Annotated in this window: 12 protein-coding genes and 2 pseudogenes; 8 read left to right on the forward strand and 6 right to left on the reverse strand. The window is 52.0% G+C overall.

Annotation, left to right across the window (positions count from 1 at the left end):
• Positions 1 to 693, forward strand: a pseudogene (locus C3432_RS19185) (type I restriction endonuclease subunit R); the annotation flags it as partial.
• A gap of 40 nt (positions 694 to 733) precedes the next feature.
• On the opposite strand, the gene C3432_RS19190 reads toward C3432_RS19185, so the two are convergent.
• On the reverse strand, positions 734 to 1,396 hold the full coding sequence (locus C3432_RS19190; RefSeq protein WP_103778146.1) for a hypothetical protein: 663 nt from the start codon (positions 1,394 to 1,396) through the stop codon (positions 734 to 736).
• 162 nt (positions 1,397 to 1,558) lie between these two features.
• Here C3432_RS19190 and symE point away from each other — a divergent pair.
• Positions 1,559 to 1,906, forward strand: a pseudogene (gene symE / locus C3432_RS19195) (endoribonuclease SymE).
• 44 nt (positions 1,907 to 1,950) lie between these two features.
• Here the strand turns inward: symE and C3432_RS19200 are convergent.
• The gene (locus C3432_RS19200; RefSeq protein ID WP_103778147.1) at positions 1,951 to 4,056 is read right to left on the reverse strand and encodes a GmrSD restriction endonuclease domain-containing protein; all 2,106 of its coding nucleotides are present in this window, start codon (positions 4,054 to 4,056) and stop codon (positions 1,951 to 1,953) included.
• Positions 4,057 to 4,205: 149 nt separating this feature from the next.
• On the reverse strand, positions 4,206 to 4,370 hold the full coding sequence (locus tag C3432_RS19205; protein WP_103778148.1) for a DUF1127 domain-containing protein: 165 nt from the start codon (positions 4,368 to 4,370) through the stop codon (positions 4,206 to 4,208).
• Positions 4,371 to 4,546: 176 nt separating this feature from the next.
• Between C3432_RS19205 and C3432_RS19210 the strand changes: the two genes are divergently transcribed.
• Positions 4,547 to 5,959, forward strand: a complete 1,413-nt coding sequence (locus tag C3432_RS19210) for an aminotransferase-like domain-containing protein (protein ID WP_103778284.1) — start codon at positions 4,547 to 4,549, stop codon at positions 5,957 to 5,959.
• A 51-nt stretch (positions 5,960 to 6,010) separates the two neighbouring features.
• On the opposite strand, the gene C3432_RS19215 is transcribed toward C3432_RS19210, so the two are convergent.
• Positions 6,011 to 6,949 (reverse strand): Rpn family recombination-promoting nuclease/putative transposase, encoded by a 939-nt coding sequence (locus C3432_RS19215; protein ID WP_103778149.1) that lies wholly within the window; start codon positions 6,947 to 6,949, stop codon positions 6,011 to 6,013.
• A 230-nt stretch (positions 6,950 to 7,179) separates the two neighbouring features.
• Here C3432_RS19215 and C3432_RS19220 point away from each other — a divergent pair, with 230 nt between their 5' ends.
• The 3 genes from C3432_RS19220 (at position 7,180) to mdtM (ending at position 10,270) form a co-directional block, all read left to right on the forward strand.
• Positions 7,180 to 7,995 (forward strand): helix-turn-helix domain-containing protein, encoded by an 816-nt coding sequence (locus C3432_RS19220; RefSeq protein ID WP_103778150.1) that lies wholly within the window; start codon positions 7,180 to 7,182, stop codon positions 7,993 to 7,995.
• 48 nt (positions 7,996 to 8,043) lie between these two features.
• Complete coding sequence (locus C3432_RS19225) at positions 8,044 to 8,706, forward strand: LysE family translocator (RefSeq protein ID WP_103778151.1); 663 nt, start codon at positions 8,044 to 8,046, stop codon at positions 8,704 to 8,706.
• Positions 8,707 to 9,028: 322 nt separating this feature from the next.
• Positions 9,029 to 10,270 carry a multidrug efflux MFS transporter MdtM gene (mdtM, locus tag C3432_RS19230; protein ID WP_103778152.1) on the forward strand — a complete coding sequence of 414 codons (1,242 nt, stop codon included), beginning with the start codon at positions 9,029 to 9,031 and terminating at the stop codon, positions 10,268 to 10,270.
• A 31-nt stretch (positions 10,271 to 10,301) separates the two neighbouring features.
• Here the strand turns inward: mdtM and metC are convergent, their stop codons facing one another.
• Together metC and C3432_RS19240 are read right to left on the reverse strand one after the other, a co-directional pair.
• Positions 10,302 to 11,492 (reverse strand): cystathionine beta-lyase, encoded by a 1,191-nt coding sequence (metC, locus tag C3432_RS19235; protein WP_103778153.1) that lies wholly within the window; start codon positions 11,490 to 11,492, stop codon positions 10,302 to 10,304.
• Between the two features lie 37 nt (positions 11,493 to 11,529).
• A complete protein-coding gene (locus tag C3432_RS19240) occupies positions 11,530 to 12,762 on the reverse strand; it encodes a dicarboxylate/amino acid:cation symporter (RefSeq protein WP_103778154.1) in 1,233 nt (410 codons plus the stop codon).
• Between the two features lie 331 nt (positions 12,763 to 13,093).
• On the opposite strand from C3432_RS19240, the gene C3432_RS19245 reads away from it, so the two are divergent.
• Both C3432_RS19245 and C3432_RS19250 read left to right on the forward strand, forming a co-directional pair.
• The gene (locus C3432_RS19245; protein ID WP_103778155.1) at positions 13,094 to 14,020 is read left to right on the forward strand and encodes a LysR family transcriptional regulator; all 927 of its coding nucleotides are present in this window, start codon (positions 13,094 to 13,096) and stop codon (positions 14,018 to 14,020) included.
• 49 nt (positions 14,021 to 14,069) lie between these two features.
• Entirely contained in the window at positions 14,070 to 15,341 is a 1,272-nt protein-coding gene (locus tag C3432_RS19250; RefSeq protein WP_103778156.1) for a DUF445 domain-containing protein, read from the forward strand.
• Positions 15,342 to 15,348: the final 7 nt, after the last annotated feature.

Consider the following 15,348-nt stretch of genomic DNA (forward strand, 5'->3'; position numbering starts at 1 on the left):
TACGCCCACAGGCCGGACAAGATCCTCAGCGTGTTCCAGCCCTATAACCAGACGGCGGAACTGACCGACGTCAGCAGTCCGCAGCAGGTGTTCGATTTGTTTGAAAAACTGCGTGCTGCGCAGATTTTCCAGTGGAATGAAGTAGAGCAATTCTGCATGGCATTTTTCAGCAAAAATAAATCCAACGCGGCAATCAGCAATATTTGCAAACCGGCGGTCGAACGCTGGAAAAAGCGCTACGCCCTGGCAATCGATGCTTACATGATGGCAAAAGAGATGTTTGAGCGCACAAAAAAAACAAGCGATACGGTATTAATTACCAATGCGGAAAATAGCTTTAACGCCTGCAAGCAGGAAAAAGATCGTCTGGAGATTTTCAAGAAAGAGGAATTTCTGTCGCATATTTTGTCGCGAATGAACGAACTGTTTATAACCGATAATCTGACGGATAAAGATATGATTAATTATGCCTTTACCGTGCGCGATAAATTATCAGAGAACCAGGCCGTAATGACGCAGATCGCCAATAATACTCGCGAACAGGCGATGCTGGGCGATTTCCCGAAAGCGATTGATGATGCGGTAATGGACAGTAATGAAGCACAGCAGGAGATGATGATGCAGTATCTTTCGAATCCAATGCTGGCGAAAGGGTTCGCGCGCGTGGTGTTTGATTTGCTGAAAGGGGTTTAATGTTAAAAAGGCTGCGGTAGTTTTCGCAGCCTTTTATTGTTCAATCCTTAGCCTGTTCTTCCCGGCGCTTAAGCTCTTTTAGTAGTTTAATTTCGCCCAATGACGGAAACTGTTTCGACATCATGACACCGGTCCATAATAGCACCGCAACGGAGAGATAGAGTATGGCATGTTTCCATAAGGGCAGCTGTCCCGGATTAAAAATAGATAAGGAGATGAAGAATATCGCAAGTACAAAAAATTGAAGTGTGTATATCATCCCTATTCCCCATTCAAACCATACTCCCTTACCTATCTTTATTAATGGGTTCAGGTTTTCTCCCACGCAGATATTCGATCTGAATTTTTTAAAGAAGAACACGGTAACTAATTCATGGTATTTATTAGACAAAACCACACAATAGTTCTGTCTGATAACATCATCAAAACCACAAAGCTTTTTATTCTTTATCCTTTTAAACTCCTGCCGTGCGCAGTTTTTCGTTTCAGCGGGAAGGTATTCATCCTGCATAATGTTAATCAGCGCTCTCTCTTTTCGATTCCTGAATAGCCCAATCAAATGGCTAACATAGTCTATTTTTAACAATGAGAAATAAATAAAGATGACAGAGGCTATCAACAGGAAAGCAACCCACACCTCAATAATTTTATTTTCAATACAATATTGTAGAAATTTAATAATGGGGTCCAGTATTTCCGACATATTCTATTTCCATTAGTAGATTAAATTGTTTTCATTAAGCATTCGACTTGAGTTGAAGGTAATGCTTGTATGGATTTACAGGTATTTTTTAACGCAAGGCGCTCGTGCTGCAACACGAGCGTCTCGATAATCACAATCACTATTTCTAGAGGAATAGCCATCATGACTACCCCGCATTCTATTGCAGCATTCACCGCTCCAGAAGTCTCCCCGACAAATAACCGCTCAGGTACCGTGACTTATGCGAGTCGTAATCCGGATTAAGCGCATGTTCCGGCAATTATGATGAAAGGCCTGTGGCTGGAAGCCGCCGGTTTTACCGCCGGCACCTCAATCAATGTCAGAATGATGCCTGGATGCATTGTGCTGACGGCAAAGCTGCCGGAGCCGAAAGAGCCCGTATTGCTACAGTCTCTGCGCCGGGTGTCTAAATTATCCGCGCGTAAGCAGCGTCAGGTACAGGAGTTTATTGCCATCATTGCCGACAAGCCCCGCAGGCGGAAACCATAAAACCAGCCATCCGGCAGCTCTGCGCTGCCGGGTTGACATCGAGGCTACACAGCCACACTATCCATCTGTTTTTCAAACGCCTGGCGGACTAGCCCCATCACATACGGAAGCTGGGCAAGATCGCTGAAACCGACCTCTACATTACCATTGCCCCAGCGACCAAGATCCGTTACGTCTTTCGCCATCCCTTTCGGATCGACCAGTTCATGGAACGGCATATTCAGCGACAGGCGCAACCGGCTTTTCTGCGGCACCACATCCACAAAATTGGTCTCTGCCTTGAAGGCGATATACAGCTTCAGCACTTCCTGTGTGATACTCGCATCCAGCTTTAAAATTTCTGGTGCCAGTTGGTCAAATAGCATCCGGCTATGTGAGCCGACCTCCAGTTGATGGAAATCCGTCAGACTGTAGTTCATCGCTTTTTCAGGCTGCTGACGATAGCCATCAAGAACATCTTCATCCAACTCAGGAGCACTCCAGACCTGAACGGCACGCTTCGCCAGCCGCTCGGCCCGAGCATCCATCGCCGCTTCATCCCACTTCTCGCACAGCCCTAATCCGGCGTTTAAATGCAAAGGGCTTTCTTTAAAGCCGCCATCAATATCGCGTTTTTCCACAAAGGCTTTATCGCTGTAACGGGAGTTATAGCCGGTTAACGTCAGGTTCCCCAGCGTATGCAGTCGCTCTTTATGTACCCGCTGCCAGTCGCTACCCAGCTCTTCACGCCATTTTGCCGACAGATTTTCATTCTGCGGCATAATATGTTCAATCGTATATTCATCCACCGCCACGCGCTCTTTGCGCCCGTAATTTTCCAGGCGGCGTAGCCAGTAACTACGGCTACGGAAGTTATACAGATCGCGCTCTTTTAACTTGTGGCTAAATTCATCGTTGTCCGGGAAACGTCGATAGCTCGGCAGTTCCAGTAAATGCGCCTGAATACTTTCCAGGTAGCGTTCTTTATCTTTATTTAACACCCGATAAAACGTGGCGAATGTTTTGTTCAGCGAGTTGGTTGGAATAGCGCACACCGTGCGGCGGAAAACATACGACTCAACCAGGCGTATCGCACTCAGAAAATCATCGTGTGATAAATTGCCCTCCCGGTAATCGTGGTACAGCACCAGCAGGAACGGATAAGCAACATCAACCTTTAACTCCCGTAAATCCTGAAACGCTATAGCAAGTTGCTTATCGCTCTCTTTCCCCAGCGCCATCGCACAGAAATATTCCGCATAGCGCTGAATATCCTCTACCAGCGCATCCACACCCTCTTCAGCAACGGCAGGGTCACGCGCATGCAGCTTAAAAGCCTCATAAACTTCATCGGTACGCGGAATATCCCCCGTTTTTACCGTCAGGTAATGACGCATAAAGCTGTCGAAATACTCGCTGTATCCTTTCTGACCAAAAGCAATTTCCATCGGCCGCCAGTGATCGTCATACAGGCGCGCCTGATGCTCTGGCTCCAGCCCCATCAGAATAAAGTTACGCACTAAATCGGCCTGGCTGAGCGCCTTGCCCGTAGAGTTCATGCTTTCAAAAATAAGCTGTGGATTATCCTGCCCGCGATTCAGTGCCACATCAACAATCAGTAATTTGGACAGCCCACGGCACAGTGAAACCAGATCATCGCCTAATTTGCTGATTTGTTCATCGAAGAATCTAAAATTGGCCTCAATCCGCTGCGAACCGTTTTCAGGCAGCGGTTTTTGCTTAATCAGCGCCAGCAGGCTGTCTTTATCCGTCTCCGTCAGCAACAGCTTGTATCCCCGCTCTCCGGACTCGTAGGGGTTGAGCAAATAATAGTTACGTAATTTCATGGCGGAAAAACCGTCAATCAGCTCTTCATCGCCAAGATGACGGGATAACGCCTCAAGGAGTAACATCGCCGTCGTCAGGCGCTGTTGACCATCAATAACCAGTAACGGAGAAATCCCCGAAACCTGATACAAACCTTGCTCAATATAAACCACGGACCCAATAAAATGGGCTGAAATATCATCACGCTGCCCGGCTCGAATAATATCGTCCCAAAGCTGGCGGCATTGCTGCTCAGACCATGAATAGGTTCGTTGATAGATGGGAATAACAAATTGCTGTGAACGTTTGAGAAAATCAAGTAATCGGGCTTCTGTGGCTTTCATCCTGGTATTGTTCCTTCCGTGAAGCAAAGTGCATCAATAATACTCCCTTCGTTTGCAGAACCAGGAGCAATTTCTCCCAGTCCTTCCTATTCCATCGCCCCACCACAAACGAGGTCGCCACAAAACCGTTCAGGAAAAACCATCCACGGCTATTCGATCTGATCGCGCCGTAACCCAATATCTTGCAATCGTTCATCGCTCAAGCGTTGCAGTACGCGCCGCGTTTGCGCCCGTAACCGCCATGCCTTATATGCCCGCCAGATCAGAACAAACCCGATAAATGGCTGCTTTGCTTTGTTCTCATGAAATTCCATACCCACCTCCCCATCTTGTCAGAGGCTTTATTCTGCGGGCGTTGAGGCATTGCAATACAGATTCAAAAACTACTTTTATTTAACATACAGATTAGTTAAAACGGTATCTGCACCGCATGATTTCCAGCAATCTGTGCTGGTTTTTCTATCTGTATGGCATCCATAAGGGATACAGCATGACGCGTTACCAACATCTGGCTAATCTGCTGGCCGAGCGTATAGAGCAGGGGCTGTATCGTCATGGGGAAAAACTGCCGTCGGTGCGTAGCCTGAGCCAGGAACACGGAGTCAGTATCAGCACCGTCCAGCAGGCGTATCAGATGCTGGAACAGCGACAGCTCATTACGCCACAGCCGCGTTCCGGCTACTTCGTTGCGCCACGGAAAGCACAGCCGCCCGTGCCGCCGATGTCGCGCCCGGTACAGCGTCCGGTCGAGATAACCCAGTGGGATCAGGTACTGGATATGCTGGAAGGCCATCGTGATCAATCCATTATCCCGTTCAGCAGCGGTATTCCGGATATCAGTCAACCCAGCCTGAAACCGCTCTGGCGCGAGCTTAGCCGGGTGGCTCAGCATAATCTGAAGGCGGTGCTGGGTTACGACGAGCTACCCGGCTGCCGGGAACTGCGCCAACAGATTGCCCGCCTGATGCTGGATAGCGGTTCAGTCATCAACGCCGACGACATTGTGATCACCAACGGCAGCCAGAGCGGAATGTCGCTGGCGCTGCTGGCGGTTTGTCTGCCTGGAGACATTGTCGCTGTTGAATCACCTGCTTACTACGGCACAATGCAGCTGCTGCGCGGCCTGGGGCTCAAGGTAATTGAAATCCCAACCGATTCAGACACCGGCATCAGTATTGAAGCGCTCGAGCTGGCGCTGGAGCAGTGGCCGATCAAAGGGGTTATTCTGGTTCCCAACTGCAATAATCCGCTCGGATTTATTATGCCGGACGCACGTAAGAAAGCGGTGCTCGCCCTCGCCCAGCGTCACGACATCGTCATTTTTGAAGATGATGTGTATGGCGAACTGGCGACGGACTATCCGCGCCCGCGTACGATCCACTCCTGGGACAGTGACGGCCGTGTAATACTCTGCAGTTCGTTTACCAAATCCGTAGCCCCAGGACTGCGCGTGGGTTGGGTGGTTCCCGGTCGCTATTACAACAAACTGCTACACATGAAGTACGCCGTCATTGGTACTAACGTTCCCGCTACGCAGCTGGCAGCAGCCTCCTTTGTGCGCGAAGGTCATTACCATCGGCATATCCGGCGTATGCGCCAGATTTATCAGCGTAATATGGAGATCTATACCTGCTGGGTACGGGAATATTTTCCCTGCGGGATCTGCGTCACCCGACCGAAAGGCAGCTTTATGCTGTGGGTCGAGCTGCCGCTCCAGGTCGATATGGTCTGCGTCGCTAAGCAGCTCTGTCGCCTGAAAATCCAGGTCGCACCAGGATCGCTGTTCTCCGCATCCGGAAAATACCGCAACTGCGTGCGCATTAACTGCGCGTTGCCGCCAAACGAGAAGCATCAGGAAGTGATGCAAAAGCTCGGCGAGGCGGTAAAGATGGCGATAGAGTAAACCGGACCGCCCGGTGATTCCGGGCAGGCGATTATGCGATTTAACTCATATCTAATGACTTAAACCCTGAATATCTTCTGCGGAAAGCCGGGTAATTTTTTGTACCGTGCAGATATCAATACCGTCTGCCAGCATGGTGTGGGCAATGCGGAGCGCTTCATCACGTCGTCCTTCTATAAGCCCTTCTTGTCGTCCTTCCTGTAACCCTTCCAGCCTGCCTTTTTGTAGCCCTGCCTCATGTAATCTGTCGGCGATCGTCATCAAATGCTCCTTATGCTGCGGTGAACGTTCGGCAACCTCACGAATAAACTCACTGAATCGAAGTGCATCACCAGTTCGTAAAATATAATTAAACAGCGTCTTTATCTGGCTGTCATTAGTCAGTCCGGTAAGTAGCAGGGAAACAATTTGCTCGACCAGCCCCATAAGGTCACGCTGACGAATATGTTTTTGGATTAACTCCAGCAGCGCCATACGTCGATGCTGCACTATTTCGTCATCCGGGATAACCGTAATATCCACCAGCGGAAACGCCACAGCATACAGCTGACGAGCCAGCTTCGGGTTAGCAAACTCATCCAACCAGCATAGGGAATAAGGATACGGGCTTTTCGCACCGTGATAGAACAACATCGGCACCACCAGCGGCAATTGCTGATGCCCGGCATCTAAATGTTTCTGCATGACCGCTACCGCGTAGCGCATCAACCTGAATGCCATATGCGCATCCGGTGTGCTTTGGTGTTCAATCACCACATAAACATAGCCATCACCTTCCGTCGTTTTCACGGACCACAGCACATCGGAATAGTACGCACGTAAATCCTCTTCAATGAAACTATCTGGCTTGAGTTTCAACGTCTGAAAATCGCAAAGTTCGCGCAGCGAAGCAGGAAGATGTATTTGTAGAAAATCCCGAGCTGTCTCAGGGTGGCGCAAAAACGTTTTAAAGACCGCATCATGCGGGGTGGAAGTCGGTGCTTTGTTCATGGCGATCCGTCACCTGGAAATAAGATGCCGTGACTGTAGCGCTGGTAAACCACACCCTCACCTGTAACTTTCTCTCTTTGCGAGACAATTTCCGGGATAAAAACGCCCCTTTGTAATGTCTGCATTTTTCTGGAACGCATCGCGCAGAATTACGACCTCAATGCACATTCCCGCTTTTTCACCGCAGGGCCTGTGCTATAACAAATCATCACTTTCATGGAGGACACGATGTGACGCATACCCGGGATATTCCACAATCGTTCTGGCGTGATGAGCAACTGCCGTGGCTGGAGCTGCGCAGCACCTGGCGCAGCCAGCAGGCTTATAAGCGTCATCACCATCCGCAGCTGTCGGTCGGTGCGATTCTGGAGGGGGAAACCTGCTGCGTTTATGATGGAAAGGAATACCGTCTGCATGCCGGCGATCTCATTGTGGTTCCGCCGTGGGTCCCCCACAGCTGTAACCCTGTGGAGGGGCAATATCGCAGTTATCATATGCTGTATCTGGATATGCGCTGGTGCCTGGCACACCTGCCCGGTCTGAGTACGGATTCATCGCTAAGCGCCCCATCCCCGGTGATTCGTCAGCCCCCGGCCTTTCAGCACTACCTGCGGCTGGTTGCGTTAATGCAGCAGCAGCAGACGGCACGGCTCCCCGATGTCGTATGTGCGTTGCTGCACCTGCTCCCGTTGCAGTCAGATAAGCCTTGCCAACAGCGCACCACCAGCCAGTATCTACAGGAACGGCTGCAAACCAACCTTCTGACTCCCCCCTCGCTGGATGACCTGGCGCAGGAGTGCAGCATGCGTAAAGAGACACTCATCCGCACTTTCAAAAAAGATACCGGCCTGACGCCAGGCAGCTATCTGAACATCTTACGCATTGATTTCGCCAGGGAGCGTCTGCGTGCTGGCGATGACATTGCCGACGTTGGCTACCAGAGCGGATTTGCCGACCAGAGTCATTTTCACCGTACGTTTGTCAGCTACACCGCCGCAACGCCGCGCCAGTATGCGCTGGGTCGATCAATATCAGACAATAATTAGCGTTGCGTCAGACGTACGCTGATCTCAGATTCATTCTCTGAGGTCGCTATGGCACTGCTTTCCGTACTCTTTCCCTCTGCTTTTCCAGCACTGGCGCTGGCGCATTTTGTTGCTCTGCTCAGCCCCGGCCCTGATTTCTTTTTACTGGTAGGCTACGCCGTACGTTATCGGCTGCGCGGCAGCGCCGGACTGTGCGTCGGGATAGCGGCGGGTAACGGGCTGTATATCCTGCTGGCCATTGTCGGCTGGGGGATTCTGCGGCAATTCCCCCTGCTTTTTACGCTGATTGAGCTATCTGGCGCACTCTATTTATTGTGGATTGGCAGCCTGCTGATCCGCAGTCGCTCACAGGCACTGACGGACGCAGACGCGCAGGCCACCTGTCCTGGTTTTGGCAAGCAGGTGCTGCTGGGACTTGGTTCCTCACTGCTCAACCCAAAGAATGCGTTGTTTTATCTGGCGCTGATGACCGCACTGCTTGGCCCGTCGGTGACGTTACTACAACAAACCGTCAGCGGTATCTGGATGGCAAGCGTGGTGCTGTGCTGGGATCTGTTAATCGCAATGTGCATCGGCCTGCCGCAGATCCAGCGACGGTTAACGAAAGGGATCCTGTGGATCGAACGTCTGGCCGGGGCGGTATTGATCGTTTTTGGTAGCGGGATCTTGCTGCGTTTTTTATATGATTTGCTTCTCTGCGTGCCGGGTTAAGGCCCGGGATTTCCTCTTTCTTAACCGGATAAACTCTTTTGATTAACATCAAATTTTAATTACACTTAACGTGTATATTTTCCGTTCAACTTAACGTTCCCGAGGTGTGATGTGCTGATTGTTCTCTGTAATCGCTACGCTTTCTGACGGATATCAGACCGCGTTTTCCTGTCTGTTTTTGAATCAACAGACAGTGCTTTTGATTACGTGAAATTCAATGCATCCGCAGTCTGTTTTCCCATCATCTGCCCGACGTCCGTGCGACGGTATTGAATTTTACACTTCCCGTTATGGGTTTTCTCCGACATGGAGTGCGTTTTATATGCAACGGATTTCTGAGTTTTTCTCCCGGCACGCCACGACGCTGTTCTTCCCGATGGCGCTGATCCTGTATGACTTTGCCGCCTATCTTTCGACGGACCTGATCCAGCCGGGGATCATCAATGTTGTGCGTGAATTTGATGCCGATGTCAGTCTTGCTCCGGCAGCGGTCAGCCTTTATCTGGCTGGCGGGATGGTGCTGCAATGGTTGCTGGGGCCGCTTTCCGATCGAATTGGCCGCAGGCCGGTACTGATAACGGGCGCCCTGATTTTTGCCCTTGCCTGTACCGCCACGCTGTTCACGACCTCAATGACGCAGTTTCTGGTGGCGCGTGTCGTCCAGGGAACCAGCATCTGCTTTATCGCAACGGTGGGTTACGTCACCGTACAGGAAGCTTTCGGGCAGACCAGAGCGATTAAGCTGATGGCGATCATCACCTCTATCGTGCTGATCGCACCCATTATCGGCCCGCTTTCCGGGGCGGCGTTGATGCACTTTGTTCACTGGAAGGTGCTGTTTGGCATCATTGCCGTAATGGGCTTTCTGGCCTTTGCCGGACTGCTGATGGCCATGCCGGAGACGGTGAAGCGTGGCGCGGTTCCGTTCAGCGCCGCTGGCGTGCTGCGTGATTTTCGCGATGTGTTTCGCAACCGCGTGTTCCTGTCCGGCGCGGCAACCCTCTCTCTGAGCTATATCCCGATGATGAGTTGGGTGGCCGTTTCACCGGTGATCCTGATCGACGCAGGCGGTATGACGACCTCACAGTTCGCCTGGGCACAGGTTCCGGTGTTTGGCGCGGTGATTATCGCCAACATGATTGTTGCGCGTTTTGTGAAAGATCCCACCGCGCCGCATTTTATCTGGAGAGCCGTCCCCATTCAGCTGAGCGGGTTGGCGGTACTGATTGCCGGAAACCTGCTGTGGCCACACGTCTGGCTGTGGTCCGTGTTAGGTACCAGCCTGTACGCGTTTGGTATCGGGATGATTTTCCCGACGCTGTTCCGCTTCACGCTGTTTTCCAATAACCTGCCGAAAGGGACCGTCTCAGCCTCGCTGAACATGGTGATACTGACCGTGATGGCCGTTTCCGTCGAAATAGGTCGCGGGCTGTGGTTTAACGGTGGTCGGCTTCCGTTTCACCTGCTGGCCGTGGTGGCAGGAATTGCGGTGGTGTTCACACTGAAGGGGCTGCTACAGCGTGTGCGCCAGCATGAGGCAACAGAGCTGGCAACAGAGAAATAAGTGCAGGCCCCGCCATGCGGGGCCTGATTTTTTAAGCGATACGCGCAAATCCGGCGTCCAGATCGGCGATCAGATCGCCCACATCTTCCAGGCCGATATGCACCCTGACCAGCGTGCCGCTGAAATCAACATCACCGGCAGGACGGATACTGTTCAGCTCTTCCGGCTGGTTTGCCAGAATCAACGACTCAAATCCCCCCCACGAATAGGCCATATGGAACAGCGAGAAGTTATCGAGGAAGTTTGCCATCTGCTCATCGGTCAGTCGCTTTTTCAGCACGAATGAAAACAGACCTGAGCTACCGGAAAAGTCACGCTGGAAATACTCGTGTCCCGGACATTCCGGCAGCGCCGGATGATTTACCCGCGCCACTTCCGGGCGAGCCGACAGCCAGCGGGCAATCTGGATACTGCTCTCCTGGTGCTGTTTCAGGCGTACCGACAGCGTGCGTAAGCCGCGGCTGCCGTTATAAGCAGTATCAGCATCCAGCGTCTGTCCCATCAGATAGGAGTTCTCCCGCAGACGATCCCAGCAGCGGGCATTCGACACCGCCGTTCCCAGCATCCCGTCGGAATGACCAATGGTGTACTTGGTGCCAGCCTGAATCGAAATATCCACGCCGTAGTCGAGCGCCTTAAACAACACTCCTGCCGCCCAGGTATTGTCGATCATAATGACAATCTCCGGATTCACCGCCCGAATCGCCTTCACCATGCCCGGAACATCCTGGACCTCCATGGTGATGGAACTGGGGGATTCGAGGAACACCACTTTGGTTTCCGGGCGGATCAGTGTGGCAATGCCCGCGCCAATCAGCGGATCGTAATAGGTCGTTGATACGTCGAACTTGCTCAGGATCTTATTGCAGAAATCCTGCGTAGGTTCATAGGCCGCCCCGGTCATCAGGAGATGATCGCCTGCCTGCACGAAGGCCAGAATCGCATTCGTCACTGCCGCTGCGCCGCAGGGGTAGAGCGCGCAGCCGACGCCGCCTTCCAGTTCACTCATCGCCTTCTGGAACGCGAAGTGGGTATACGTCCCACGGCGACCGTAGAACAGCTCGCCGTTCGCGCGATTGGCCGTCGCAAATTTTTTGTCTTTCACGGTATCAAACACCAGTGAAGACGCGCGCTGGATCACCGGGTTAACCGCCCCCTGGGTGTAACGTTTATCGCGTCCGGCGATGATTAACTGCGTGTCGAGCTTAACTGAATCTTTCATAACGTCTCCTGTTACTTCCTTAATCCGTGCGGAAAACCTATACCACAGCGGGCGTGGTATTGATGTCAGCGTTCACCGGCTTCTTTCCGGAAAAGCGCTCCACAATCTGCGCCGCGTTCAAATCATGAATCACGTTGATAAGCGTTGCGGGTGCATCCGTAATCGTACCCAGCACCACCAGCATCGGAATAGCCTCCATCGGCAAGCCCAACGTGGTGACAATAAAGATCTCACCGAGGAATGCCCCACCGGGTACGCCACCGACGATAATCGCCGAGAGTACGGAAATCAGCATTGTCAGGAAGAACGTCTCGGTAGTGAACTCCATGCCTAAGACGGAATAGATAAAGACAATCTTCAGTGCGGCAATCATCGCCACGCCGCCTTTATTCAGGTTCACCAGCAGCGGAATGGACACATCCACGATTTCCGGGTTAATGCCCATCGCTTTGCCCGCACGCAGGGTGACCGGCAGCGTCCCCAGCGAGGAACACGTCCCCAGCGCGGTGACCGAAGGTTCAATGGCGTTACGCCAGAAGGCCTTCACCGCAGGCATCCCGCCGCCAATGTAAGAGTAGAGAACAGATCCGAAGATGTAGTAAACCAGCGTGGCAGCCATAAACAGGCCGATAGCCCGGGCGAAGGTCAGCAGCAGGCCGGAGTCCTGACTGGCCATCGTGGCGGCGAAATAGCAGCCAAGTCCGATGGGGGCAACCTTCATGATGATCGCCACGATCTTCATGATCACCGTATTGGCATCTTCGAGCAGCGAGGCGATGCGTTTGCCCGCCTGTTCCGACTGCCCTATGGCGATCCCGGCGATAATCGCCATCACGATCAGCGCCAGAATATTGGACTTAGAAAACAGTCCGATAAAGTCACTGGTGGTGATCATACTGACGAAGTCCATCTTGCCGCTGCCCGCCTGCACGGATTGCGAAAGATCGATAGTTACCCCCTGCGCCGGGTTATACCAGAGCGCGAGCGCCACAATCCCGGCGGCCGGAATAAAAGCCATCGCGATGGAGACGATAAAGATGACCGCCATAATGCGTCCCAGACGTTTCAGGTCGGTCATACTGGCGATAGAGGACATAACGCTAATTCCCACCAGCGGAACGATGATCATGAATAACAGGTTCAGGAAAATCTGACCTATCGGCTGGAGTTTGCTTGCATACGTCGGCGCATAAATACCGAACAGACCGCCGACAACCAGAGCGAGTAATAAAATAATAGAAGATCTGTAGGGTTCGAGTCGTGACCACATAACAGGCACCTTATAATTAAAATATTTTACCCGTCATACTTCAAATTGCCTGTGCGTTGGCGGCTGAGGTTCGCGCCTGACGAATTTGTCGCGCCCTTGCCGCTTTCATGCAATTCGCATTATTGGGGTATATTAAATGAGATTAAATTCACAATTTTTAGACTTTCTGCTTTTGCCTCCTTTTTAATTTGTGACGTAACTCACTTAAGTTGTTATTTTTTCATTTTGTCAGAGAGTTGTTTCCTGTGATTCAATAGTTACATGTTTCAAATGCCAATGTAACGGCCTTGTCGTACCATTTTCGCAAATCACTTGTGAATAAAAGGAAACAATGAGCGCGCCAATTTCCCTGAAGCATTTAGAGTTTTTTATCAAGATCGTGAATTGCGGCGGATTATCTGAAGCGGCCACGCAGCTTAACGTGTCGCCTTCGGCGGTCAGTAAAAGCCTGGCGGCAATGGAAGAGACGTTAGGTACGACGTTAATTAAACGCACCACCCGCAGTATTACCCTGACCGATGCCGGACAATATTTATTTAATCGGGCCACGAAATTACTCAACGAGTTTGATGAAGCGCTAAATACCACTTCCGGTTATTATCACAGCCCACAAGGTGAATTACGCATAACCTGTTCAATTGCCTTTGGATATTCCCGGTTAGTGAATCTGGTGGATAAATACCGTACACAGTACCCGGACGTGAATCTTTACATCGATCTCAACGATAACTTCGTGAATCTGAACGAAACAGATTTCGATATCGCCCTGCGCATCTCCACCGCGCCGCCACAAAACTATGCCATGCGTAAGCTCGTGCCGATTCGCTGGGCTTACTGCGCCTCCCCCGGCTATCTGGCAAAAAAAGGGATGCCGCAGCGCCGCGTCGATCTGGTAAACCATGATTGCCTGGTCTATCCCGGACTCACCCCGGTGCTTAAGGTCGCTGACGAACAGGATCGCCTGCACCAGTTAAAGCTACACATGCCGATTCAGGCCAACAGCAGCCTGGTACTGCTGAAATCCGTGCTGGAAGATCAGGGCGTGGCTTATCTGCCTACTTACCTGATTGGCGATCATATCCAGAAGGAAGAGATCACACCGCTGATGCTCGACGGCACCATCACCTGCGAAACGCATACCCTCTATGCGCTCTATTTTCCGAGTAAATACAGCAACCCGAAGGTGCGTTCATTTATCGATTTTCTGGTGGCGGAGCTGGGTACGCTACCCGCCTGGGATAACTGGATCCCAGGCTGAACGCCGTTGTTTTTGCACGATCCCCCCGTCTGGCTCTATTCTTAACCCTATGAATAAAATCGCTGAACTCAAACGCGCTAAACTGCTGGCGCTCTCCCTGCTGCTGATTGCGGCGACCACGTTTGTCATCACGCTCTTTCTGCCGCCCAACGTCTGGGTGAACGGGATTAAGGCCATTGCTGAGGCGGCGATGGTCGGCGCGCTGGCCGACTGGTTCGCCGTGGTCGCGCTGTTTCGCCGCGTCCCCATTCCGTTTATTGCCCGACATACCGCCATTATCCCGCGTAATAAAGACCGGATTGGCGAAAACCTCGGCCAGTTCGTGCAGGAAAAATTTCTCGATACCCAGTCTCTGGTTGCGCTGATTCGCCGCCACGAACCGGCACTGCTGATCGGCAACTGGTTCAGCCAGCCGGATAACGCCCGGCGGGTGGGGCAGCATCTGCTACAGATTATGAGCGGTTTTCTGGAACTGACCGACGATGCCCGAATTCAGCGCCTGCTGAAACGAGCGGTGCATAAGGCGATTGATAAAGTCGATCTCTCCGGCACCAGCGCATTAATGCTGGAAAGCATGACCAAAAACGATCGCCATCAGGTGCTGCTCGACACGCTTATCGCCCAGCTTATCGCCCTGCTCCAGCGTGACAGTTCGCGGACGTTCATCGCCCGGCAGGTAGTGCGCTGGCTGGAAACCGAGCATCCGCTCAAAGCCAAAATCCTGCCGACAGAGTGGCTGGGCGAGCACAGCGCCGAACTGGTTTCCGATGCGGTTAATTCGCTGCTCGACGACATCAGCCACGATCGGGCGCACCAGATCCGCCACGCTTTCGATCGTGCGACGTTCAGACTTATCGACAAGCTGAAAAACGATCCGGAGATGGCCCTGCGTGCCGAAAGCATCAAAGAGTATCTGAAGGAGGATGAAGCCTTTAACCGCTATCTTGGCGAGCTGTGGGCCGATCTGCGCGAATGGCTTAAAGCGGATATCAATGGCGCAGATTCGCGGGTGAAACAGCGAATTGCCAATGCCGGGCAATGGTTTGGCGAGACGTTGATTGCCGATGAAGCGCTGCGGACATCGCTTAATGGGCATCTTGAACAGGCGGCGCTCCGCGTTGCCCCAGAGTTTGCTACCTTCCTGACGCGGCACATCAGCGATACGGTAAAAAGCTGGGATGCGCGGGATATGTCACGGCAGATTGAACTCAATATTGGTAAAGATTTACAGTTTATCCGCGTTAACGGCACGCTGGTTGGCGGGACGATTGGACTGGTGTTATATCTGTTGTCGCAAATTCCGACGCTGATTGGCTTTTAAGGAGAAT

It is taken from the genome of Citrobacter amalonaticus (assembly GCF_002918555.1).
Classification (GTDB): Bacteria; Pseudomonadota; Gammaproteobacteria; order Enterobacterales; family Enterobacteriaceae; genus Citrobacter_C; species Citrobacter_C amalonaticus_A.